The organism is Aquipseudomonas alcaligenes NBRC 14159 (assembly GCF_000467105.1).
Lineage (GTDB): Bacteria > Pseudomonadota > Gammaproteobacteria > Pseudomonadales > Pseudomonadaceae > Aquipseudomonas > Aquipseudomonas alcaligenes.
Genome location: NZ_BATI01000052.1, coordinates 1 through 23,920, shown reverse-complemented (window position 1 = coordinate 23,920; position 23,920 = coordinate 1). Strand labels below are relative to the sequence as shown.

The 23,920-nt window shown below is 58.4% G+C and carries 14 protein-coding genes and 2 pseudogenes; 5 read left to right on the top strand and 11 right to left on the bottom strand.

The window, feature by feature from the left end; genetic code table 11:
* Positions 1 to 608: 608 nt before the first annotated feature.
* The 6 genes from PA6_RS24355 to PA6_RS20755 form a co-directional block, all read right to left on the bottom strand.
* Positions 609 to 8,486, bottom strand: coding sequence for a cadherin-like domain-containing protein (locus PA6_RS24355; protein WP_021702957.1), 7,878 nt, complete (start codon positions 8,484 to 8,486; stop codon positions 609 to 611).
* Positions 8,483 to 9,454 (bottom strand): hypothetical protein, encoded by a 972-nt coding sequence (locus tag PA6_RS23585; protein WP_147289510.1) that lies wholly within the window; start codon positions 9,452 to 9,454, stop codon positions 8,483 to 8,485. Before PA6_RS23585 ends, PA6_RS24355 begins: the two co-directional genes overlap by 4 nt.
* A gap of 2 nt (positions 9,455 to 9,456) precedes the next feature.
* Positions 9,457 to 10,698 (bottom strand): glycosyltransferase family 4 protein, encoded by a 1,242-nt coding sequence (locus tag PA6_RS20770; RefSeq protein ID WP_021702955.1) that lies wholly within the window; start codon positions 10,696 to 10,698, stop codon positions 9,457 to 9,459.
* Between the two features lie 30 nt (positions 10,699 to 10,728).
* Complete coding sequence (locus tag PA6_RS20765) at positions 10,729 to 12,144, bottom strand: HlyD family type I secretion periplasmic adaptor subunit (protein WP_021702954.1); 1,416 nt, start codon at positions 12,142 to 12,144, stop codon at positions 10,729 to 10,731.
* Between the two features lie 3 nt (positions 12,145 to 12,147).
* Positions 12,148 to 14,289, bottom strand: coding sequence for a type I secretion system permease/ATPase (locus PA6_RS20760; RefSeq protein ID WP_043217194.1), 2,142 nt, complete (start codon positions 14,287 to 14,289; stop codon positions 12,148 to 12,150).
* Positions 14,290 to 14,475: 186 nt separating this feature from the next.
* On the bottom strand, positions 14,476 to 15,543 hold the full coding sequence (locus PA6_RS20755; RefSeq protein ID WP_021702952.1) for a hypothetical protein: 1,068 nt from the start codon (positions 15,541 to 15,543) through the stop codon (positions 14,476 to 14,478).
* A 185-nt stretch (positions 15,544 to 15,728) separates the two neighbouring features.
* On the opposite strand from PA6_RS20755, the gene PA6_RS23090 reads away from it, so the two are divergent.
* The 3 genes from PA6_RS23090 to istB all read left to right on the top strand — a co-directional run bounded on the left by PA6_RS23090 (position 15,729) and on the right by istB (position 18,508).
* Entirely contained in the window at positions 15,729 to 15,962 is a 234-nt protein-coding gene (locus PA6_RS23090; RefSeq protein WP_021702951.1) for a hypothetical protein, read from the top strand.
* A 264-nt stretch (positions 15,963 to 16,226) separates the two neighbouring features.
* The gene (istA, locus tag PA6_RS20750; protein ID WP_021702950.1) at positions 16,227 to 17,771 is read left to right on the top strand and encodes an IS21 family transposase; all 1,545 of its coding nucleotides are present in this window, start codon (positions 16,227 to 16,229) and stop codon (positions 17,769 to 17,771) included.
* Positions 17,768 to 18,508 (top strand): IS21-like element helper ATPase IstB, encoded by a 741-nt coding sequence (istB, locus tag PA6_RS20745; RefSeq protein ID WP_021702949.1) that lies wholly within the window; start codon positions 17,768 to 17,770, stop codon positions 18,506 to 18,508. The genes istA and istB overlap by 4 nt, the downstream gene beginning before the upstream one ends.
* Positions 18,509 to 18,806: 298 nt before the next feature.
* Here the strand turns inward: istB and PA6_RS23910 are convergent, their stop codons facing one another.
* Positions 18,807 to 19,241 (bottom strand): hypothetical protein, encoded by a 435-nt coding sequence (locus PA6_RS23910; RefSeq protein ID WP_021218876.1) that lies wholly within the window; start codon positions 19,239 to 19,241, stop codon positions 18,807 to 18,809.
* A gap of 105 nt (positions 19,242 to 19,346) precedes the next feature.
* On the opposite strand from PA6_RS23910, the gene PA6_RS20735 reads away from it, so the two are divergent.
* Together PA6_RS20735 and PA6_RS20730 are read left to right on the top strand one after the other, a co-directional pair.
* The gene (locus PA6_RS20735; RefSeq protein ID WP_021218877.1) at positions 19,347 to 19,556 is read left to right on the top strand and encodes a carbon storage regulator; all 210 of its coding nucleotides are present in this window, start codon (positions 19,347 to 19,349) and stop codon (positions 19,554 to 19,556) included.
* A 134-nt stretch (positions 19,557 to 19,690) separates the two neighbouring features.
* Positions 19,691 to 20,748: pseudogene (locus tag PA6_RS20730) on the top strand (IS3 family transposase); the annotation flags it as partial.
* A gap of 21 nt (positions 20,749 to 20,769) precedes the next feature.
* On the opposite strand, the pseudogene PA6_RS20725 reads toward PA6_RS20730, so the two are convergent.
* The 4 genes and pseudogenes from PA6_RS20725 to PA6_RS20715 form a co-directional block, all read right to left on the bottom strand.
* Positions 20,770 to 21,174: pseudogene (locus PA6_RS20725) on the bottom strand (IS66 family transposase); the annotation flags it as partial.
* A gap of 61 nt (positions 21,175 to 21,235) precedes the next feature.
* The gene (tnpB, locus tag PA6_RS24345; protein ID WP_003282984.1) at positions 21,236 to 21,571 is read right to left on the bottom strand and encodes an IS66 family insertion sequence element accessory protein TnpB; all 336 of its coding nucleotides are present in this window, start codon (positions 21,569 to 21,571) and stop codon (positions 21,236 to 21,238) included.
* Complete coding sequence (tnpA, locus tag PA6_RS23085; protein ID WP_003282986.1) at positions 21,568 to 21,885, bottom strand: IS66-like element accessory protein TnpA; 318 nt, start codon at positions 21,883 to 21,885, stop codon at positions 21,568 to 21,570. Before tnpA ends, tnpB begins: the two co-directional genes overlap by 4 nt.
* A 199-nt stretch (positions 21,886 to 22,084) precedes the next feature.
* Positions 22,085 to 23,761 (bottom strand): phosphoethanolamine transferase, encoded by a 1,677-nt coding sequence (locus PA6_RS20715; RefSeq protein WP_021702946.1) that lies wholly within the window; start codon positions 23,759 to 23,761, stop codon positions 22,085 to 22,087.
* Positions 23,762 to 23,920: the final 159 nt, after the last annotated feature.

Sequence of the window (23,920 nt, the reverse complement as noted above, 5' to 3'; positions counted from 1 at the left end):
ATCCCAATCTCCAATGTTCTAAATGGTCGCCCAGCTTGTCAGACGGATTCATTCGGAAGTGAGTCTCCTGACCAACTGCCTTTAGGCGACTATAGCTGATGCGCTCAACGGCTGAGCCTTCAGTGATCCTGCTCTCACTAGAGACGCTCAGATTAATCGAGCTCGAGCCGTTGCAAGGGGCGATAGAGTACTCGGCGAAATCGAGAAGGGACAATCTCAGCTTTAACCGACAGCCGGTAGCTGCCGCGTGGCATCGCCCCGCATTAGCTCTCTCCACACAACATGATCCGCCATGGGCAAGGCCGATAGGTGATCAACCGGTTGCCCCAGCCTTTTATAGAGAATTATTCCAGGCCAATAATTATCGCCCTGGAATAATTCTCTATAAAGTCGCAGGAGGACAGGAACGAGCGCATAACCAGGAGAATCGACAATTAATCACCGCGCAAGCCAGGAGTTGCGTAATTGCACGCACCTGCACACAGACTTGCATTGCCTCTGAACACTCAATCGCATTGGATCTGCACACTGAGTTACATCAGTGGTGAACAGTGCGCACACAAAAAAGCTCAAGGCCCTTGCGAGCCTTGAGCTCACTTAGCAGTCAATCACTGCCAGTTGGCTGCAATCACCGATGCCAGCGACGCTTGGTAATTTTCTGGCAGTGATGTCTGCCCCGCAGCGGGCGGAGCAAACGCAGCCATCGCATTGACCAAGTTCTGTACTTGGCTATCTAGCAAGGTCTTACCATCGGCGGTCTTGAACTGCTCGATGTGATAAGCATTGCCCAGATACCAGTCCTTGACCGTCAGCTTGTCGGAAGTCCCAATGATGCTTACTTCAAGGTTGTTCGACAGCTTGCGGAACCAGAGTTGGTCAGTCGCAATCCCCCCCAGGAATTGGGCTATGTCGGTATTCCCTGCAGTAGTATCGTTCTCCACCGTAGTGTCTGCACCATACCCTCGCCCCAGTACATAGGTGTCGTTGCCTGCTCCTCCTGTCAACGTGTCTGCAGCACCCTGGCCGTCCAGAGTGTCGTTGCCCGCTGCGCCGCTCAGGCTGTTGGCACCGCTATTGCCGATCAGGATGTTGTTCAGCGTGTTGCCGGTGCCGTTGAGAGCCGTGCTGCCAGTGAGGGTCAAGTTCTCGACGTTATTGCCCAGGGTCAGGGTGACGCTGGACTCCACCGTATCGATCCCTTCGTTGGCGTTCTCGGTCACCGTCTCGCTAGCGTTGTCCACCACGTAGGTGTCATTGCCCGCCCCACCCTGATACTTGTCGATGCCGCCCTTGCCATCCAGCCGGTCGTTACCTGCACCGCCGGCCAGCGTGTTCACCGCGCTGTTGCCGGTAAGCACGTTGTCCAGCGCATTGCCGGTGCCGTTGAGCGCACTGGTGCCGGTCAGGGTGAGATTTTCGACATGGTTACCCAGAGTCAGGGTGACGCTGGACTCCACAGTGTCGATCCCTTCATTAGCGTTCTCGGTCACCGTCTCGCTGGCGTTGTCCACGACATAGGTGTCGTTACCCGTACCACCCTGATACTTGTCGACGCCGCCCTTGCCATCCAGCCGATCATTGCCAGCGCCGCCGACCAGAGTGTTCACACCGGTATTGCCGGTGAGCACGTTATCCAGCGCATTGCCGGTGCCGTTCAGGGCGCTGCTTCCGGTGAGCAGCAGATTTTCGACGTTGGCGGCCAGAGTCAGGGTTATGCTCGATTCGACCGTATCGGTTCCACCGTTACCGTCCTCACTAACGAGATCGCCAAGGTTGTCCACCACGTAGGTGTCATTACCTAGGCCACCGAACATGGCGTCGAGGCCGGTTCCGCCGTTCAGCCGGTCGTTGCCTTTGCCACCGAGCAAGGTGTCGTTGCCACCCGAACCATTGAGGGTGTCGTTGCCGAAGCTGCCTTCGAGCGTATCTGCACCGCTGGTGCCGTTCAGGGTCAGATTCTGCAACGTGCCTACCAGCACGTAGGCTTTCTCGCGACGGGTGTTCAGCCCGTCGGAGACGTCATACTCAAACCAGGCTTGACCCCGGAAGCCCGCGCTGGGCACGAAGGTGATTTGCCCAGTCTGGGAATTAAACTCGATACTGCCGGTCGAGGAGTCACCAACGCCAACAATTTGGTGGCTGTCGTTGCTGGGATCCACATCTTCAATCAGGAGCTGAGAAGTCGAGAGGGCAAGGGAGGAACCTTCGACAACTTCATAGTTCCTGTTGACTCTGACATTCACCAGTCCCTCGGAAGTTTTGATCCGGTCCGAGAGCGTATAGGTGAACGAAGCGATGCCGGTGAACCCAGCATCGGGTATGAAGGTGATCACCCCTGCGTTGACGTCATACGCTACCTGACCGTGCAGCGCGCCACCCACGGCGGTCACCTGCAGATTATCAATCCACGAGGTTTCCGGGTCCCAGTCGTTCAGTTTCAGGTCATAGGCGGCGATGCTCAGCGCCCGGCCTTCCACTGTCGATACGGTATCCAGCACCGCTTGCGGGGGCGCTTCGTTAAGTTTCACTGCGTCTAGGATTTGTTGTGCAGTCAGTGTTTCCCCGCCGGAAACTTGGATGTAAGTGTTAGCGAATGCTGTATTGAAGCCACCGCTATACAGGTCGATAAAATCCTTGAGGACGATACCGTCCGAACCGGAGAAATTCAGATAAGCGTCCGAATTCAAGCGGCTGTATGTGAGCGAGTTTAACGAGTAGCCCTCGATCAGAATATTCGCGGATGCGCCTGGGGTCCCGTTATAGCGGAAGCTGTCGCGTCCGTCGCCGGACGAATAAAGCATGGTTATGGCGCCGCCGGCATGGACCTCAATAAAGTCGTCTCCACGACCACCGGCCACCGTATCGTTCCCGCCGTAGAGTCTGATTGAGTCGTTCCCTTCAAGGCCATAGACCGCGTCGCTACCCTCGCGCACCACGAAAGTGTCCGCCAAGTTGGAGCCCACCAGGATATCGTTGCCGACTTTGCTGTCCCCCAAGAATAAGCCGCCACCGGACAGACTGGCGTATTGCCCGTATTTGTCGGCGTTGGGAGAGTAGTTGGTACTCCCATAGTAAACGTACTGATACCACGAAGAGTCGCTCAGTATCTGTTGCGCATCCAGGTAGACGCCGGTCAGCGAAGATTCGGCGATATCGCCGACCTGCGTGCCATCGGAATAGGTCAGGGAAAAGGCTTGCGCTTTACTGGTCTGCGCATTGGGGAGGTAAAAGTTTTTGAACAGCAGCTTGTCGCGGTGATCGTCCTTGTTCGCCAGCACTATCCCCGAAGCGGCGCGCAGGTAGTGGAAGTTGGATTGGAGCAGATTCTCCCTCAGCTCAATCTTGGCGAAATCAACATTGTCAAAACCATCGCCTCGCCTGTAGATAACACTCAGCCCGGTATCACCGGAAATAGTGTCATCGCCGCGGCCAGCATCCACGATGTCCGAGCCGTAGTAAGCCTTGATCACATCATTACCATCGCCGCCATACACAACATCCTTGCCATTACCCGTCACGATGTAGTCATTGCCGTCTCCCCCCTCAATGACATCATCCCCGTCATCCCCATAAAGCTGATCCGCTCCCGCTCCGCCAAACAGCGCGTCGTTGCCAGCATCGCCACGGATCGAATCGTTGCCAAGCGCACCGTCGAGCCGGTCATTGCCGTTGCCGCCACCCAGAGTGTCATTGCCTTCTCCTCCCTGGATATTGTCATTTCCGCTGCCGCCGGAAATGCTGTCGTCGCCGGCCAGGGCATCGAAGGTATCGTCCGAGGAGGTCAGGCTGAGGCTGTCGTTTCCAGCCGTGGCGAGGTGCTGCAACGAAGTGATGTAAGGGGGAGGTGCTGCCCGATCGAAGCGATGCCCGTCGGCGAACTCAATGATCTCCGTGCCAGAATTGGTGAAGAACCCCGCCACCCTCAAGGCATCGCGCGTTCTGTCGAAGGTAACCATGAGGTCATTCTGTATCCTCACGAACCTGGCTTCGCCATAGGCGAGCTCACTAGAGAAAACGATGCTGTTCACCTCGTCCGCCAAGGACGACGAGTTGTTAACTTCATCGCTGCCGAAACCAGCGGAGAAGACGTAGGTATCGTTGCCACGACTGCCGATCAGCGTTTCGCTACCGCTGCCTGCGATCAGTCGATCGTCGCCATCGCCCGCGTCGAAGATGCGATCCCCAGCATTTCCACGAATGATGTCGTTCCGATTGGTTCCGTTGACCTGCACACCGCTGGCTTGGGGCGCATTGATCAGAACACCGCGCGCGACGATCTCTTCCCAGGTCGCCATTTCTCCATCATTGAATAGAATGCGGTCGAAGGGGCGCGAGCTTCCCGCAACATCGTTGCGGTCCAAGGCGAAGGCAATCGCATCGCCACCCGTGCCGATACGTAACTGGAACGTCCCCGTAGAGGTTTGAGCCAACTGAAGGTCAGCCAAGGCCAGCCCTGCACCGAGTCGCAGTAGATTTTCTCCCGTGCGGCTGGTACCCATGGTGTAGTGGGTTTCGAGCCGGTCCACTCCATCGCCCACCGAGAACAGCAGCGTGCCACCGCCTAAGGCAGCTAGGGTAAGGTCATCGTCGCCTCGGCCGCCCGAAAGCATGGCGCCGGCCGCAGATTCGGTGGCCACCAGCGTATCCCCCAGGACACCGCCGAACTGCTTGGTTCCAGCCTCGCCAGAGCTCAGCGTTACCTGGCGGGTGAATTGCTCACCAATCAACCGGTCCATCCCCACCACGCTGCCGTCATTGAATTCGACGGACAGCAAAGTCCCGCTAGTGGCATTGCGAACCGTCAGGGAATGCTCGGCATCGACCGATAGCAGAACGCCTCCTGCGGTCCCATTCTCCGCAACGGTCAAGCTGACGGGGGACATGTCCAGTTTCAGCCGGTTATCACCTTCTCCATCGACGACCTCGTCGAAGAGACCATCGCTTTGAAGCAGCTCTCCCAGAGAGGCCACGTAGATATCATCCCCGGCGCCCCCCTCTAGCAGGTCAGCCCCTGCTCCTCCACGCAACAGATCATTCCCCTCGTTGCCGAGCAGTCTGTCGTTCTGGGCGCCGCCATTCAAAGTATCGGCCCCTTCGCCCCCCTCCAGGCGATCCACGCCATCGCCGCCGTCGAGCCAGTCCACTCCGGCACCGCCCCAGAGCAAATCGTCTTCTGTACCACCATCGAGGCTGTCATTTCCGTTGCCGCCAATCAGGCTGTCATTCCCGGCGCCCCCCGAAAGCAGGTCATTGCCCGTTAGCGCGGATACGACAACTGAACTAAGCTCGTCTTCACCAGCCAGCCAATCGCTACCTTCGCCGCCAAAAAGCTCGTCGTCGCCGCCATCGCCGCGTAGAACGTCATTGCCTGCGCCACCATCCAGGTAGTCATTGCCGTGGCCGGCCGCATCTACAACTGAGGTTTCGTTGTCGCCTCGCAGATTGTCGTCATCATCGCCACCATCCAGAGAATCGTCCGCACCGCCGCCAATGAGGTAATCGTTGCCAGCACCGCCCTGCAAGTCGTCCGCGCCATTAGCCTCCAAGGCCAACGCGGAAGTGGCAGCATCGCCGAGCAAGGTGTCATTACCAACACCTCCCAGCAGGACATCAGCTTTCCCATCGCCTCGTAGATAGTCGTCGCCCTCACCACCATCCAGGTAGTCAGCTCCGTGTGCCTCGCCGTCGAGCAGGGCCGCATCTCCATCGCCGAACAAGCTGTCTCTGCCGCTGCCACCGTACAGGACATCAGCTTTGGCGCCTCCCGTCAGACCATCATCGCCGGCACCACCGTCCAGGTAGTCAGCCCCATGGTATTGGGCATCCAAAGTGGCAGGACCACCATCGCCCCAGAGGTTGTCGTTCCCGCTACCACCGAGAAGATGATCGTCGCCACCGCCGCCCTCCAGGTAATCATTGCCGGCCTCTCCATCGAGGTAGTCTGCCCCGTGGTATTGCCCGTCTAGACGATCACCCGCGGCATCGCCGAAAAGGCGGTCGTCGCCCGCACCGCCGAGCAAATTGTCCGCTCCACCGTCGCCCTCTAGGTAGTCCTGACCGTTACCTCCATCGAGAAAATCGTCACCATGGAAGGCCACCGGCGTATCGTCGATGGCTCCGTCCGGTAACTGGTCACCGATCAGGGTATCGTTGTCATCGCCGCCCTGCAGTTGGTCACTGCCGCCCTGACCCACCAGAGTATCGTCGCCCGTACCGCCGAGCAGCAGATCATTGCCGTGTTGCTCCAATGGAGTGGCATTGGCGTAGGGACCTAGCGGCCCGTCGCCGTAAATGAGGTCGTTACCGGCATCACCGTGCAGCACATCATGTCCGTGCATACCATCGATGGAGTCGTTACCATCGCTGCCATGCACCAAATCCGAGCCAGTACCGGCAGCTATGTTGTCGTTGCCCGCACCGCCGTCAATAAAGTTGCCGGCGTCACCAGCCACGCTACCGATGCCCGCGCCGCTGTAATAGGTGACATTGCGACCGTAGCCGTCTTCACCAGGTGGATCGAAGACTACCCAGGAGAAACCTCGAGCCAGTTCGACGCCCGACGACGGTGGTGGGGTAAAGTCGACTTCATAAGGCAGACTGAAACCACCCGCGCCGCTACCGAAGATATAGTCGCCTCCCTCACCGCCATAAAGCTCGTCGCGCCCCGCACCACCCAAGAGCAAATCTGCGCCAGCACCGCCCTCTAAGACATCGTCGCCGGCGAACCCGGCCAAGCCATCGTTGCCACCCAGGCCGAGAATATGGTCGGCGGCCCCGCCGCCCAGGAGGATATCGTCGGTATTGGCCTGAGCGCCGTCAGAGACATAACCACTGACAGAGGCCTGGTAATACTCTTCTTCGTCGGAGGTAAAGGCCTTCTTGAAATCACCGATTAGAGTATTGCTGGTGCCTTGGGCCTCTTCCACCAATGCGATACCGAAGCCGGCGGGGTTGAAGCTCGATCCGAGGTCGATAACGCTACCGTCGCCTAAGCTCAGTCGCCAGGTGTCGGTGTGGCTTAGGGTTAGGCTGCCCTCGGTATCCTCCCATACCTCACCACTGCCTAGCCGTTGCAAAACGATGGGGCTCAGCAGATTGCCATTCCGATCGATAATGACAATCTTGCCTTGATTGTCGCTGTCGACGATTCGGTCATGGTTAGGACCGCCGCGTAGATCAATTACATAGGTATCGAAACCTTCGCCGCCATAGAGCGTGTCTCTGCCAGCGCCACCCTGCAAGTTATCGTTACCCTTTCCGCCGATCAGGAGATCATCGCCTTGACCGCCGGAAAGGTAGTCGTTACCGTCGTTACCGATTAGCAGATTCTTATCCAGGCCATTGCCTTTGCCGTCGTGCACACTCGCGTCCAACGAGGTGTTCGAGAGAACGAACCCTTCGACAGCGCTGGGAGGGGTAATGTCTCGATAAAAAATTGCCGCAGGATTCCAATCATTACCATAGATGCTTGCCTCACCGGCAGGAAGCTCTGTGTTGAGCCAAGCTACCAATGCATCACGGGCTGGAGTTAGGGAGTCGATAAGAGATTGAGGAATCGCTACGGCACTTTTAAATGCGTCGGTGGCAGCCTCATTGAGCCGATTTCTTTCAGTGGCCGCTGATCCATCCGCAGGTTCGCCGTATTTGGCTTCATATTTAAAAATTGCGTCTCGGTTACGCGTAAACATCGCATATATGCTTTTGGCCTCATCGGTGCTCGCAACATTTCCAGCCTGGTCGTCATAAAGGCCAAAAAGCTCAGCTTCGACGAAACGGCGGGCGGCCAAACCACCATTCTCGGAGCTTCCGCCGTTAGCCCCGTAGCGAATCTGGAACCAGGCTTCGGCGCGATCATCGTTCTGCAACGCGGCGCGCAATCTCGGGCCAAAGACGCCTTTCAGACCAGGACCACCGTTCCAGGTCAGACTGGCAATTACAATCATTTCGTATGAGGTGTGAAAAGCCGTGTCGGCTTGTAGTTCCGGCCGAAGGTTCAGCAGTCCTGCGCGATAAACGTCCGGCCATAACACATCGAAAACAGCCCGGACTTCCGCATCGTTAGCAAAGCTGAAACTGGCGCGCCGACTCGCAGGGGAGATGAAGGCGGCATAAGCCTCATCGTTATCGGCGGCGCGCTCTTGCATTACAGCGTCAAAGGCAGCTGCGCCATTATTGCCTGCCATTAGCCCACGCAACTCTTGAATATAGTCATATTCGCGGCGCGCCGGGGTTCCCACTGCTGGTACATCTTCTGCTCTTCGGACCTGAATTAGTGCTGCATTAAACCCCAGCTTTTCAAGTACAGCATCTCGCACTAAGTCACCACCCGCGCGCAGATCAAAACCAATACCTATTGTTGGATTTCCATTAACCACATGTATGTTAAAGCGATCAGCTGTTCTTGGAGCCTCAAGCAGCCTTAGCTTTTCAAATAGCAGAGCATTAAAGTCACCGTCAACCTGCTTCCAATTAAGTGCCATTTTCATTCCTCTCCTTGGGCTGAACGGCTATAGACAAGACGACAAAACTCTGACAGCGGAAGATCATCGCGATAAATCTCCACGCTCTCTTCTCTGATACTAAAACGATGTGGTATCTCTTTATACATCCATATTTCGGTATTATTTATATTCCTCAGTCCTGCCTGAGTAACGCTGGGATTAAGACGTGGGTCTGGCCCCGTCAGATCATCATTTACTAGCATGATAGAACTAGACCACTCGGGCACAGAAATATCAGGACACTGATCTAGCCCTAAGTCCTTTGCTCTATGCAAAGGAACCTTAGAGCGTAACTGAAGAATATTAAGCGGCCCAGCCGTTTCAGGGCTCCCAGCCAGCATCCCAAAATTTTTTGGCAGCGGAGTACGCCACAAGCGAATCTGCCCTCCATTCTGCAGAAAAGCCCTAACTTTTTCGCGCAAGTAACTTTCGGCTCGTGATGCGCCGCCTTCCTTAGATCCATCTTCAATACCTGAGAAATAAACGCCCCCCCCAAAATAATTAAGTCGCTGCAACTGATACAACAACTCTCCATGTTTTTCTGCATCCAACTCTTCCCACGGCGGATCCTTAAGCTCTGGATATCCAACCACCGCTGCCCATGGACAAGAGCCCGGCCTCTCAGGGTACTTATAACGATTTAACTCTTCGAGCAGAGCATCACACAGCACATATCCTTCTCCTTTGTACTGTGTCCAGCCTCCTTGCGCACCATTTTCAGCAACAGCAGGGGACACAAGTGAAGCAAGGAAAGCTCCGTAGCAGGGCAAGAATAGCATCCGCAGCATCCGATTAAACTTCACTGCATTGAGCATAGCTAAAATCCTCATATTCAAACAATCATAAAATTCACTGATATGCCTATATGCATCAAGAAGAAAGCACATGTAGCCACTATTCTCCAGCTGCTTTTGACGGCGCTCAAAGTGCGGGCAAATTAATGCATAGCTCACCCTTAATTAAGAGCCGGCATAGTAGTGTGCTGCATGGCCTTGCGGTTGTTTAGGTCGTAGAGCTCCATGTAATGCAAGTTACCTTTATCAATCGAGTATTGTGACGCTTCGGCATAGGCCGCACGATGCAGCTCTTTAAAGGAATGGGGCTCCACCAACGCGGTCGCAACCCACTCGGAAACTTGGTTCGCCTGGCAGAAACTCACTAACAACCCATTTGTACCGTGCGTAATCACTTCTCGCACGGGGGCTGTATCCGACCCAAGTACCAAGCACCCACTCGCCATCGCCTCCAACAGCGACCACGACAGCACAAACGGATAAGTCAGATAGACATGCACCGCCGACACCTGCAGTACCTTGCGGTAGGTGTCGTAAGGCACCTTGCCGAGAAAGTGCACCCGCTCCAGATCGACCGGATTCTCGCGCAGCATCTTGGTCCGCCAGTTCGGCGCATCCTTGGGTTTGCTGCCGTAGCTCACCCCATCGCCACCGACTATCACCACCTGGCAGGTCGGGTGTTCTTTCAGCACTTGCGGTAGTGCGCGCATGAAGGTGTGGAAGCCCCGATAGGGCTCCAGGTTGCGCGCCACGTAGGTGATGATCGGCTCACCGGCCTTGAGCACTTGCCCATTGGGTAGCGTCAGGGTAGCGTTTGGATCGGGGCCGAGCAGGTCGGTGTCGATGCCTTCGTGGATGACCTGGATCTTGTCCCGATAGGCCGCCGGATGCAGGCTGTGCTGCCAGTGCGTTGGGGTGATGCCCTGGTCGCAGTTTTCCAGGTTGAGCAGGTGCAACGCGTTGCGGCTGCGGATGCGCGCGTAGTCGTCCACCGTCGGCGGAAACTCGGGGTCGAAGCCCATATCCGCACCCTGCGCGTGGTAGTAGTACTCGCAGAAGTGGATCAGCCGGGCGTTGGGAAAGGCATCTTTGGCATAGAGCGTCTCGCCCCAGCCGGGGTGGGCGACTATCACGTCGGGCCGGTAGCCCTTGCCCTTGAGGTCGAGCAACAGCCGTAGCACTTGCTGGCCGTGCAGCACGGCGTCCTCGAAGGAGCGCACGTAGGGATGAGTCTGCGGACTGGCCGTGCGGTGTGGTTTGTAGCGCAGCAACTTGACCCCCGGCAGGCCGGGCGACGTGTCCCGGCCGATGGCCAACACCTGATAGTCGGGTTGCTTGGCCAGGTGCGCCGCGATATGGCGAAATTGGCCGGGGAAATTCTGGTGTATGAACAGCACTTTCATCCGGATGCGCTCTCCCTGGCATCGGTACCGCTAGCGTTCGTTCAGGCTCTCGTTCTGGTACTCCCTGAGCGGACTCAGGAAGTAATCAATCACCTTTCTCTTGTCAGTCTTCACTTCCGCACGCACTGCCATGCCTGGCGATAGTTCAATGCGGTTCTCGCCGACCTGGATATTGTTTTCCTTCAGCTGAATCCGAGTGCTGTAAACCAGCCCCAGCTTCTCGTCCTCGATCGCGTCGTTAGAGATGTTAAGCACGGTGCCGTGCACCACGCCGTACTTGGTGAAGTTAAAGGTCTCGACCTTGACCTCGACTTCCTGCCCGGCGCGCACGAAGCCGATGTCCTTGTTCTCCAGCATGGCCTCCACTTCCACCGGCTGGTCTTTAGGCACGATGACCATCAGTGGCTGGGCTTCGGTGACCACCCCGCCCGGGGTGTGGATGGCCAGCTGCTGCACGGTGCCGTCCACCGGGGCAGTGAGGCGGGTCAAGCGATCGCGCTGTTCGGCCTTGGCCAGCTCCTGTTGCAGGGCGGCGCCGCGTTGTTCCGACTCGTGCTGTAGATCGAGCATGGTGCGGCGGGTCTGGGCGATCACACCCTGGCGACGGCGTTCGGCCTCCAGCTTGGCGGCCTGGAGCTCGACGACGCGGGCCTGCTGGATGGCCAGCTCACGCTCCTGGTCCATGCGCCGCTGCTCCCGTTCGAGGAAGGCGTGCTTGCCGAGGATGCCCTTATCCAGCAGGCGCTTGTAGTCGGCGGCCAGCTGGCGGGTGATGGGCAGGGACTCCTGCAGCTTCGCCACCCAGGCCTGGGCAGCCTGGATCTCGGCCACGCGCTGGGCGATCTCGGCATCGCCCTGCTCCAGGGCGGCCCGGAGTTCCAAGTACTGGCCCTGCAGCCAGGTCTGCGCCGAGGCCTGCTGCTGTGCGGTGGCCTGGGGAATACGGTTGGCCAGCGAGGCCGGGGGCTGGTTGCTGTGGATTGCTTCGAGCAAGGCACTGGCACGCGCGCTGTCGACCTGGGCGGCGAGCAGGTCACTTTTCAGACGTTCAACATCGGCACCGGTGATCTGCGCATCCAGTTCCACCAGCAGCTCGCCGGCTTTCACTGCCTGGCCGTCGTAGACGTGAATGGCCTTGACCACTGCCACTTCGCTGGGCTGGATGATCTTGCTCTTGCCGCTGGGCACGATCTTGCCGCTGGCGGTGGCGACCACATCAATCTCGCCGACGCAGGCCCAGATCAGTGCCAGCACGGCGAAGGCGATGATGGTCCACTGGATGATCCGCGGCGCCGGATGCACTGGGGCTTCCTGCAGGGCCAGGGCGGCGGGCAGGAACTGCACCTCGTGGTTCAGCCGTGCGGGGGCATCCATGCTTTTGCGCCGTTGCCAGGAATGGCGCCAGACACTGCGGTAGCGATTGAGTAATTCACGTTTGGCGCCCATGGCTCAGCCCTGCTGCAGTCGGTGCAGGCGCGAGTAGTGGCCGGCCTGGTGGGAAAGGAGTTCGGCATGGCTGCCTTGTTCGACGATCTGCCCGCGGTCCATGACCACGATGCGGTTGGCATCGCGCACGGCGGACAGGCGGTGGGCGATGATGATCACCGTGCGGCCTTTGCAGATCGCCTGCATGTTCTGCTGGATCACTCGCTCGGACTCGTAGTCCAGGGCGCTGGTGGCCTCGTCGAATATCAGCACCCGCGGGTTGCCGATCAGCGCGCGGGCGATGGCAATGCGCTGGCGCTGGCCGCCAGACAGCGAGGCACCGTGCTCACCAACCACGGTGTCGTAGCCTTCCGGCAGCTCCAAGATGAACTCGTGGGCACCCGCCAACTTGGCCGCCTGGATCACCGCTTCCAGCGGCGCGCCGGGGTCAGTCAGGGCGATGTTCTCGCGAATGCTGCGGGCAAACAGCATGTTGTCCTGCAGCACCACGCCGATCTGCCGGCGCAGCGAGGAGACGTCGGCCAGGGCCAGGTCCATACCGTCTACCAGTACCCTGCCGCGCTCGGGGGTGTAGAGGCGCTGCAGCAAGCGAGTCAGGGTGCTCTTGCCGGAACCGGAGCGACCCACCACGCCGATCACCTCGCCGGCGTGGATCTGCAGACTGACCCCGCGCAGCACCTCCGAGCCGTCCGGACGATAACGGAAGTGAACCTGGTCGAATTCGATCTGCCCCTTGAGCGGCGGCAAGGCGCTACGGGTGGCCTGGGACAGCTCGGTGCGAGCGTTGAGAATGTCACCCAGGCGCTGCACCGACACACCGGTCTGCTGGAAGTTGGTCCACAACTGGGCCAGGCGCATGATCGGCTGCGACACACGGCCAGCCAGCATATTGAAGGCAATCAGCTGGCCCACTGTCAGATCGCCCTCGATGACCAAGCGCGCGCCCAGCCACAGGGTGGCCACGGTGACCAGCTTGCCGACAAAGCCGACGCTCTCGTTGGCGATGGTCGACAGGTTCTGAGTCTTGAAACTGGCGGCCACGTAGCCGGCCAGCTGGTTGTCCCACTTGCGGTTGATCTGCGGCTCCACCGCCATGGCTTTCAGGGTGTCGATGCCGTTGACCGTCTCGACCAGGAAGGCCTGGTTCTCCGCACCGCGCGAAAAGCTCTCGTTGAGACGTGCGCGCAACACCGGGGTGATCAGCAGGGAGATGAGGAAGTACAGCGGCAGCGACAAGACCACCACCAGGGTCAGCCAGCCGCTGTAGTAGAACATCACGGCAATGAACACAACCGAGAACAGCACGTCGAGGATCAGGGTGATGGCGTTGCCGGTGAGGAAGCTGCGGATGTTTTCCAGCTCGCGCACCCGCGCCACCGAGTCGCCGACTCGCCGGGCCTGGAAGTAGGCCAGTGGCAGAGTCACCAGATGGCGAAACAGCCGTGAGCCCAGCTCCACGTCGATGCGGCTGGCGGTGTGGGCGAACACGTAGCTTCGCAGGCCGCTGAGCAGGGTCTCGAAGACCATGATGCCGAGCAGGCCGATGGCGATTACGTCGAGGGTCGACAGACCGCGGTGCACCAGCACCTTGTCCATCACCACCTGGAAGAACAGTGGCGTGAGCAGAGCGAAGATCTGCAACACGAAGGAAACCAGCAGCACTTCGCCGAGCAGCTTGCGGTACTTGACGATGGCCGGGATGAACCAGGTGAAGTCGAATTTGGACAGCTCGCCCGCCAAAGAGGCCTCGGAGCGGATCAGCAGCAGCTCGCCGCTCCAGCGCTGCTCCAGCTGCTCGAAGGTCAGCACTTCCGGGCGTTGTGCGCGCGGGTCGTGGATCAGCGCCTTGCCGTCGTCGAGGCGGGCGATGATGAAGTAGCGGCCTTCGTGATCGGCGGCGATGGCCGGGAGCGGCGTGGTATCTAAACGGCTGAGGGAACTGCGTGCGGACTTGGCCTTGAGCCCCAACTTCTTGGCGGAGAGGAGAAGTTCGGCACGGCCGAAACGGCGGCCATCCTCAGCGAACTCATGAGCGAGCTGTTCCGGTGAGGCGGCGACATTGTGAAAACGCGCCAGCATCACCAGGCATGCAAGGCCTGTGTCGGGCTCGGGCGAGGCACCCGCTCCTTGGGCTTCGTCTTGCATCTGCAGTCCTTGCATAGACATGTACTAGTTGCGAGAAGCTATCACTTTGCTTCTGCAGGTCAAGTCAGGAATTCTACCAAGCCGATGGGCTGATGGCGCCTTGCGCGGCAATCACCCAATACAGCCTCACCCTACAGAGTCTGCATGGTCATTGGTGGTGACGCTCGCCGAAGATGCAAAGATGCATCATCTAGGGCGCGTGCTCCCCTCTACGCCTGATGAGCGCTGGGTCCAAAAGCTCTTGGGCGGGAATGGTTCGGGCTTTGTAGAGTTAATACTGCTCCACCCCCATTGCCGCCAGCGCTCATCTTGTTCGAGTCGATGCAGCACTTCCGCCGGCACATCGGTGCCCGATGGTATGTACTGGGGGGCCAGAGCATGCACCACGTCGACGCCCGTCATGCCAGCCAGCAATCGGCGCATGATGTGTACTCGCTGCAGCCAGGTCAGGCCACGTCGCTTGCCTTCGGTGGTTTGATACACAATCAGATTGAGTGCGGCCGAGCACTCAAGCATGTCCCTTCCGCTCATGCAGAATCGGCGATGCGGTGGCGAGCCCAGCGGCAAAATGCGGTACGCAAACAACTTGAGCAACGGCTCTGCCAACTCCCGGTTTTGCCACTCGATGCCCATGATCAACAGCACTGTATAGATGCTGTGCGCCAATCGCTCCGTATTCTTTCGATTGCCCAGTGCGATGGCTTCTCGCAGCAGCCAGGTCAATGCCGCCAGGGCATCCAAGCTGGCGATGCGCTCCAGCTTTCTCATCAGTACAACCGAGACTCTGGCCCGCTGCCAGTAAACCTCGATACCACCGACAGGCTCGAACAATACCGCCTGCACATCCGGCTTCAAGCGCTGCAGAAACGCCTCGCTTAGCGTGGTGCGGGATGGCTGATGTTTCAGGATGGCCCAAAGGGGATGCTGCAGCTCCTGCAATGAGCCTGGTACTCGGGCATCAATGCGGGCCGCCAACTTGGCCTGCGGGGTGTGCCGGCCAGCCGCATAGCGCTGCCATTTGCAGCGATTACTGGTGATCCCATCCCGCTTGCGAAATGACTCCGGCTCGAAATGCTGTTCGAGCTTATAGGCCGTCGCCAACCCCGTGCGCTGCCTCAGCCCTTCATACCAATACCGCACGCGCAGAACGTCCGCCTGATCGCGCTTGGCGGGAACGGTTGTTCGGTTCCGTCTGTTTCGCAGGCTCGCGCGAAAACTCATGAGCAGCGCATTGATGCGTTGAAATTCAGTCACTTAGCGTCATCCTGCGCGAGTAAATACAGTAAAAGTTGGTTAAGAGGTTACGGCTCGTACAGGGCCAGCGACTTCTCTACCATGATCTGCAACTACGCGAAACGACGAGCGCCATGAACGAACAGAGCCCTATTCAGCGCCTGACTGACGAACTTGAACATGATTAGACGGGGCGTTATGGGGTGATGCTGGGTAGCAACGCCCTGTGGCGAGAGTTGGGCTTTCGCTCGCCGGCGGCTTTTCGCGTGGCGCTGTCGAGAGGGATGATCGACGTGCCGTTTTTTACACTGCCCAATCGACGCGGCAGGTTCGCGCTGGCGAAAGACATTGCCGGTTGGATTGCCTGTAAGCGCCACGCAGTGCAGAGCAGCGAACCTGATGGTTCGCGCAATCAACCAATGCCATCGAGCGACAGCTGAGCACATGTTCGACCATTGGAAGCCTGAACAACGAGGAGAATTACCATGACCCCTGACTGATTCGCAGCATTGCAGGCCAAGGAAATGCAAAAGGCCTGGGGATTGCGCCCCCAGGCCTTTCGAGAAACGTCAGGTTGAACCCCAGACGTCCTCATTCTGTGTTTCCCCGTGCCGGGCGTCAACCCGGCCGCCTGCCCATTCATCCATGAATTTGCATTGATCGTGACAGGCGAGGCGTAACCGCGCCTGTCGCGGGGAGAACCTATGAGACTGACCAGTGATCAACTCCGGCAGGCCGTGCGCCATGCCTGCAATCCTTCGCTCTCGCATCGGGCGGTCGCGCGCCTGGCTGGGATATCACCTAATACCGTTCGGGGCCTGCGGGATCGACTGAGCCAACGAGATGCGGGCTGGGAACAGCTGCGCGGGTTAGACGATGACGCCCTGCAGGCCCGCTTCAGCGCTCGCACAGAGGGCGGCAGCCGTCGAGCCGTACCCAATTGGGCGAGCATCCATGAGCAGCTGCAGCAGCGGGATGTCACGCTGGATCTGCTCTGGCAGGAATTCCGTGTGGGCGAACCGGACAGCGTGTCCTACGCGCAATTCACTCGCCTCTACCGAGCCTGGCGTAACCAGCAGAAAATCAGCATGCGGCAGATCCATAAGCCCGGTGACAAGCTGTTTGTGGATTTCTGCGGACGCACCATGCCCATCGTCAATCGCGACACCGGCGAAGTATCCAAGGCACAAGTTTTCGTCGGCACTCTCGGCGCCTCGGGCTACCTGTTTGCCACGGCGGTAGCCAGCCAAACCATAGCGGACTGGCTGCACTGCCACCGAGTGGCTTTGGAGCATCTTGGTGGTGTGCCGCGTTATGTGGTGCCAGACAACCTGAAGGCAGCGGTGCTCAGGAGTGGGAAAGACCACATTCAACTGAATCCCGCCTACCAGGAGTTCGCCGAGCACTATGGTTTCAGCATCCATCCCGCTCGGCCCCGGCGCCCGCAGGACAAGTCCTTGGCCGAGATCGGTGTGCAGATCGTGCAGCGCTGGGTGTTGGCGCGTCTGCGCAACCACACCTTCTTCTCGTTGGAGGAACTGAATGAGCGCCTCGACTATTGGATGGGCCGCCTGAATGAGCGCACGACCCGCACCTATCCTAAAAGTCGGTTGATCCGCTTTCAGGAGCTGGATGCCCCAGAACTTCAGGACCTCCCGGTGGAGCCGTATGCCTACAGCCAGTGGCGCTACCAAATCCGGGTGGCCAACGACTACCACCTGGAGCACAACGGCCACCACTACTCGGTACCGTTTCAATACATCCACCTGCTGGTAGATATCCGAGTCAACAGTGATCGCTTGATGGTGTTTTATCAGCGACGCCAGATTGCCAGTCATACCCTGGCACAAGGAGTTGGCGTTACCACTGTGCCGGAGCACCTGCCACCCCAGCACCGCCATCAGTGGGACTCCCAGCCGAAAGCCTTGCTGGCCTGGGCTAAATCCATTGGTCCCGCCACATACGCCTATGCCCGACGCAATCTGGAAGAGCGCCCGGACTTTGCCAATGGCTTGAAGGCTGTGATTGCCCTGCAGCGTGATACCCGCAAGGAACAACTGCATGACCGCCTGGAATCCGCCTGCGCTTACGCGCTGGAACTGAACTGCCTGAGCTACGGCCGCCTGCGGTCAATCTTGCGCAGTGGAGCCGATCGCAACCGCCCGGCAGCAGCGGATAGCCCCGTGATTGAGCACGCGAACCTGCGCGGTGCGACCTATTACATCACCCAATCTGGAGAAACCGCATGACGGCCGCCAATACCACTCAACGGCTGGTCGAATTGGGGTTGCGTGGCATGGCCATGGCCTACGAGCGTCAGCGCGATCAGCCGGCCATCCAGACCCAAGCTTTCGACGTGCGATTGGGCAACCTGCTGGATGTCGAAGCCGCGGAGCGCGACAGTCGCAAGATCGAGCGTTACCTGAAGGCTGCCAAGTTGCGCTTTAGTCAGGCAGCCCTTGAGGATGTTGAATACAGGAGCGACAGAGGACTGGATCGTAGCCAGGTCATGGCCTTGGCGGAGGGTGAGTGGATTCGGCGCAAGCAGAATCTGATCCTTACGGGGGCCACCGGCACTGGCAAGAGCTGGCTCGCCTGTGCCTTTGGCAACCAGGCTTGCCGCCAAGGCCTCACCACCTACTACTGCACCTCGACGCGGCTGTTTGAAGACATCAGCCGGTCGCATGCCGACGGCTCTCTGCCCAAGTTGCGCCGCCAACTCATCAGGACGCAGTTGCTGATCATCGATGACCTAGGCATCGGTGGAATAGAGAAGCACCTTGGGCCTGCGTTGCTGGAAATTATCGATCAACAATCGATGAACGGCGCGCTGCTGTTGACCAGTCAGTTCCCGACAGAGAAGTGGTACGACCTGTTTGGCGACCCAACCATCGCCGACGCCATTCTGGATCGCATCGTTCATCGCGCGCACATACTGCCACTGAGTGGCGAGTCGATGCGTAAGCGCAAAGGGAAGAAGCTCTGACGTCATCCGAGACTTAACCCCAAGGCCGGTCACCAGTGACCGGCTTTTCATTTGAGCGAAAATTGGCCTTGGTCTGTGTGCAAATCATGCAATCGCTGTTCAGGGCGAATGCAACTGCTGTTCAGTGGCGTTGCAATTGGGTGCTCAGTGTGAATGCAATTCGGTGTGCAGGTCACTGCGTTTTCCCAAGGAGTCCTGGCAATCGAAGCCTCATCATGAGAATTATGTGGAATTATGCGAAAATTCATAATGTCACTGACTGCCCAGTCACCTTGTCGCTCGGAGCGATACCCAAGGGCTAGCAGCTACCTGCGAGAAGCGGCCATCGATCATGAATCCAGGTGTACTCAGCCGGTGCGTTGGTAGTCACGATATACACCCGGCGCTGCTCGCCCTCCCCAATGACCAAGCACTCCAAAGCGGAGCCCTCCGGCACATCGAACCAGTGGGACTGTCGGTTCTTGTCGCCCGGATGACCGTCCTTCTCCATGAAGCGCTGCACCATTGCCAGCCCTTGCCGCGGCCGATACTTGGCCCACCCGCCGGCCTGCACAGTGCTGAGCCTTGCCCAGCCACCAGGTGGACCTTCGCCAGGCTCTTCCTTGCGCCGGCCCCACTGAATCCAATCGAGCTGGCCGGAGCCTTCCAGAAGCACTGGTAGGGCTGCCTTGGGATTGGGGAAGTAGATTTTCCAGACCTTCTCAGCCTCGCGGGCCTCAACACCTCCGCACATCGACTACCTCCTCGAGCTGCGCGCAGCTGCACATTTGGTGCTCGTCTTCCTGTTCTAGACTGCTCGCGCAGGACGCACATTCCCCAACCGGAAAAGGATTTCGCCATGGGATTTCTGACCGTCACTCGCCGCGAAGGCGAGACCATCCGCCTCACCATCGACCCCGGCGTCGACACTGAGAAACTACTCGCGCTGCTACTGCGCGATGGCATCACCATCCACATGCATCGAGGTCAGCACAACGGGCATATCCGCGTGGGCATCGAGGCGCCGAAGCAGATCCAGATCAGCCGCGCTGAGTTGGTCGAGGACTGAGACCGTCCACTCCACCTGTCGGCGTCTCTTCCGGTTCTGATTGACCGGCGTCGGATCATCTCAAATACTGTTTGTTCATACAGTATCGTTTTAGGTGTTCCGATGCCATCTCTCTCCATACTCCCCCGAGGTGAGTAGGTGTGTCCGCACATAGCCTGTACGCCTGGGTAAAGCGCTACAGCAAGCCCCAAGTACAGCGGCAGCAGGTAGATGATCAGCAAGCCGAACTGCGTCGTTTGCGCGCTGAACTCAAGCGAGTGACCGAAGAGCGAGACATCCTAAAAAAGGCCGCCGCGTACTTTGCCAAGGAGTCCGGCTGAAGTACGCCGTTATCAGCAAGCTGTCGGTGGAGTACCCGGTGCGGCGCCTCTGCCAGACCCTCCAGGTACATCCCAGCGGTTACTACGCCTGGCTGGCCGAGCCGAAATCTGCACGCGCCAAGGAGGATCAGCGTCTGCTCGGATTGATCAAGCATGCCTGGTTGGAAAGCGGCGGGGTCTACGGCTACCGCAAGATCCACGACGACCTGCGTGAGCTGGGCGAGTCTTGTGGTCGGCACCGCGTGGCTCGCCTGATGCGGGGAGAGGGACTGCGCTCGCAGACCGGTTATCGTCGGCGCCCCGGGTACTATGGTGGCAAGCCGACTGTGACCTCGCCCAACCGTCTGGAGCGGAAGTTCAACGTCAGTGAACCGAACAAGGTCTGGGTCACCGACATCACTTACATCCGCACCTATGAGGGTTGGTTGTACTTGGCGGTGGTACTGGATCTGTTTTCGCGCCAAGTGATTGGCTGGTCGATGAAGCCACGGATGTGCAGCGACCTGGCCATTGATGCCCTGTTGATGGCGGTGTGGCGGCGAAAGCCCAAGCAGGAAGTGATGATCCACTCCGACCAGGGCAGCCAGTTCAGCAGCTCGGACTGGCAGAGCTTCCTCAAGGCCAACAACCTGATCAGCAGCATGAGTCGACGCGGCAACTGCCACGACAACGCGGTCGCGGAAAGCTTTTTCCAGTTGCTGAAGCGGGAACGCATCCGACGGAAAACCTACGGCACCCGCGAAGAAGCCCGCAGTGATGTGTTCGATTACATCGAGATGTTTTATAACCCCAAGCGCCGGCACAGCAGCGCTATGCAGCTATCGCCAGTGGAGTTTGAAAAGCGCTATTTCCAGAGCTTGGAGAGTGTCTAGAAAACCTGGGGCGATTCAGCCTTCACCGATGCGTTGCAGCTGGCAGCCGCAGGCGCATTGGGTGTTCTCCGGTTCGTGGCGGATCACGGTGCGCGGAAATTGTGCCGGCAGCGGTGTGCGCTTGGGCTGTTGGCGGGGTTCGGCTGGAGCAACCGGGGGATTGACAGCTTTCAGCTCCGCCTCGATGGCGGCGATGTCAGTGTCGAGCAGGTCGTCCAGCAAGCTACCCTGGTCAGGGCTCAGTTGCTCGCTACGCTTGGCAAACTTGTGCCGTTTGTACCAAGCGATTTCGTGTGTGAGCTGCTCAATGATGGTTTGATCACGGTGGATTTTCTTGCCCATCACGTCGACCTGCGTCAGCAACTGCGCGGCCAGTGTGCGCAGTTGCTCAGCTGTCAGTTGGTCGAGATTGGGCGAGGAGTTCATGCTGCTGATTGTGCCAGAGCAGACGCTCTGCGCAGATACACCGATGGGCTAATAGCCGGTGCTACAGCACTGTGATCGCGCCGCCCGCACCGACCCGCTGCCAGGGCAGCCCCAGTACCAACGCCTGAAGTTGCTCGGTGTCGAGTTCAACTTCCGAGCCGTGGCGGATGCCTGGCCAGTGAAACTTGCCCTGGTTCAATCGCCGCGCGGCCAGCCAGATACCCACGCCGTCATGCACCAGGACTTTCATGCGGTTGGCGCGGCGATTGGCGAACAGATAGGCGCAGTGCGGCTTCGCCGCACCGAACACCGCCACCACGCGGGCCAACGCGGTTTCAGTGCCCGCGCGCATATCCATGGGTTCGGTGGCGAGCCAGATACTATCGATACGGATCACTGGGCGAGCCCCCGGACAAAGCGGGCGCATCCTTCAGGATCGGAAGCTGGCCATTTCACTGTGATCGATTGCTCGCCCAGCGGTAGCTCGATAATCACAGCTGGTTCAACTGGTCGTTTTGGCGTAACTCTCGCAGGAACGAACGCCGGCAACGCCGCTGGCAGTTGATCTCGATAAAGCGGTAGCCACTTGCGAATGACGTTGGCATTGATGCCGTGGCGGATGGCAACGCTGGAAACGGTCGCACCGGGTTGCAGGCACTCCTGAACAACCTGGGCCTTGAACGGTTTGGGGTAAGAGCTTCGTTGGCGCATGGAAATCCCGGCGATAAGGGCTATCGCGTCCGCTTAAAAATACGCGGACACCATCGTCCTTAATGCTGGAGTTCGGAAGGTGAGTTGGCCGGACGGATACGCTGCAAAGCATCACCCTCGAACAACTCTGTCCTTGATCTCTAGCGTGGTATCGGAACAACCGACTACCCCTACCTGCCCCTTTGGATGCCAGCCTCAGTTAATCAGCTTGAGCTGTGCGCTCAGCCTGGCAGGGAAGAAACAGATCTAGATCTCGCTGGTATGCAGAGGTCTTCACCTGCATCAAGCTGAGCACCGAGTGGAACAGATAGTCCTGGGACACCTCCGTCTCAGCATGCTGCTTCATGCACTGACTGCTCACCCCACTACTCTCTTCCATGCCGCTGGACAACCACAGAACCATTGGGACATGGGTCTGCTCGCTAGGCGCCATCGCATAAGGTAGACCGTGCAGGTAGATCCCACCCTCCCCCAAGGACTCACCATGGTCAGAGACATAAAGCATGGCGGTGTCCAAGCGCTTCGAGTTGCTTTGCAGTAGATCGATGGCCGCGGACAACACGTAGTCCGTGTAGGTAATACTGTTGTCGTATGCATTCACAATGCTTTCTCGAGAGCATTGGTCTAGCTGGTTGCTCTCGCACACCGGAGTGAACGTCTCAAAAGCCTTGGGATAGCGCTTGTAGTAAGCAGGCCCATGGCTGCCCTTCATATGCAATACGATTACCGCGTCCTTATTCAACTGATCAAGGTAGCGTTGTAGGTCATACAGCAAGATCTCATCCTGACACTCTCCCTCGGCACATAGCGTTGGAACGTCCAGATTCGATAGATCTTCATGGGGTACTCGATCACAGGCACCCTTGCACCCGGAATTGTTGTCACGCCAAAGCACTTCGACCCCGGCTCTCTGCAACACATCCAGCAGCCCCTCACGGTTCCCCGCCATGCTGTCCTTGTAGTTGTCATGCCCCACGTCGAGGAACATGCACGGCACAGAAACGGCTGTTGAGGTACCGCACGAAGTAGTCTTAGGGAAATTCACCACGCCACGCAGCCCTAGCTCCGGGTTGGTCTCACGGGCGTAGCCATTAAGGGAAAAGTTGGCAGCGCGCGCCGTTTCACCAACCACGACCACAGTCACACGAGGCTTCCCACCAGAGCCTGCTCGGGCAACGCGATGGGCATCCTCGCCGACGAGCTCCAATTTAGTTGGGCTTGCTAACTCACGTTTGAGATAGCCATGTGCTGCCGCCACCACATTCGATGGGACAAGCAACAAACGAACCTCGCGGTGATTGCGGATTAGTGAGGCGTAAGGTTGGTAAAAAGCGAAGGCGACCGCTAGCAGGCAAACGGTCGCTACACCCATACCACCTAATTTGGCAGAGACCTCACGCTTCCAACCACGCGAGGTCAGCTGAGTGCGCAGAATTAGTAGCGCTGGAACCACGCCAAAACATGCAATCCAGGCAATCAGGCGCCCATTGACCAGGTCAAGCGCCTCTGCCTGATCGGTCTGTACCACATTGGTCAGCATCGAATAATCAATCACGATGCCGTAGGTATTCATGAAATAGCCCGCACCTGCAGAAACCAGAACCAACATGCAGAGTACCGGCTTACTTAACCGCCCCCATGCCAGCAGGCTGAGCAATAGGTAAAGCCAGCACAGCACGAAGATTGGCAGGCTGGCCAGAAACAGGATGTTCCCGTTACCCCAGCCACTAACCCCATCCCAGACAACACGCCAGAAAGACCAGTTTGCCGTCAGCATTAGCCACGCTGCGACTATCAAAACCAGCTTGCTGGGCGTCGCCCTGAAGCGCCAACTGCTAAGGCGTTGGGTAAGAGAATGTAGCGGAGAAGTAGACACTTAGGTCCCCCAGGAACTGCACTTGAAAGTTGGAGCGCAGCCTAGGGACGGGGATGTGAAGACAACGTCTGGAGTTTGTGAAGAATTCGTTGGTTTAACAGTCTGCTGAGCGTTCTATACACAGCAAATATCCAGAACCAAATAAGCATCAAACCCCCC

Bases quoted from the DNA above. Each gene is read 5' to 3' on its own strand.
- PA6_RS24355 (WP_021702957.1), bottom strand. From the start codon at position 8,486: ATGAAAATGGCACTTAATTGGAAGCAGGTTGACGGTGACTTTAATGCT.
- PA6_RS20770 (WP_021702955.1), bottom strand. From the start codon at position 10,698: ATGAAAGTGCTGTTCATACACCAGAATTTCCCCGGCCAATTTCGCCAT.
- PA6_RS20765 (WP_021702954.1), bottom strand. From the start codon at position 12,144: ATGGGCGCCAAACGTGAATTACTCAATCGCTACCGCAGTGTCTGGCGC.
- PA6_RS20735 (WP_021218877.1), top strand. From the start codon at position 19,347: ATGGGATTTCTGACCGTCACTCGCCGCGAAGGCGAGACCATCCGCCTC.
- istA (WP_021702950.1), top strand. From the start codon at position 16,227: ATGAGACTGACCAGTGATCAACTCCGGCAGGCCGTGCGCCATGCCTGC.
- PA6_RS23910 (WP_021218876.1), bottom strand. From the start codon at position 19,241: ATGTGCGGAGGTGTTGAGGCCCGCGAGGCTGAGAAGGTCTGGAAAATC.
- tnpA (WP_003282986.1), bottom strand. From the start codon at position 21,885: ATGCGCCAACGAAGCTCTTACCCCAAACCGTTCAAGGCCCAGGTTGTT.
- PA6_RS23090 (WP_021702951.1), top strand. From the start codon at position 15,729: ATGCTGGGTAGCAACGCCCTGTGGCGAGAGTTGGGCTTTCGCTCGCCG.
- istB (WP_021702949.1), top strand. From the start codon at position 17,768: ATGACGGCCGCCAATACCACTCAACGGCTGGTCGAATTGGGGTTGCGT.
- PA6_RS20760 (WP_043217194.1), bottom strand. From the start codon at position 14,289: ATGCAAGACGAAGCCCAAGGAGCGGGTGCCTCGCCCGAGCCCGACACA.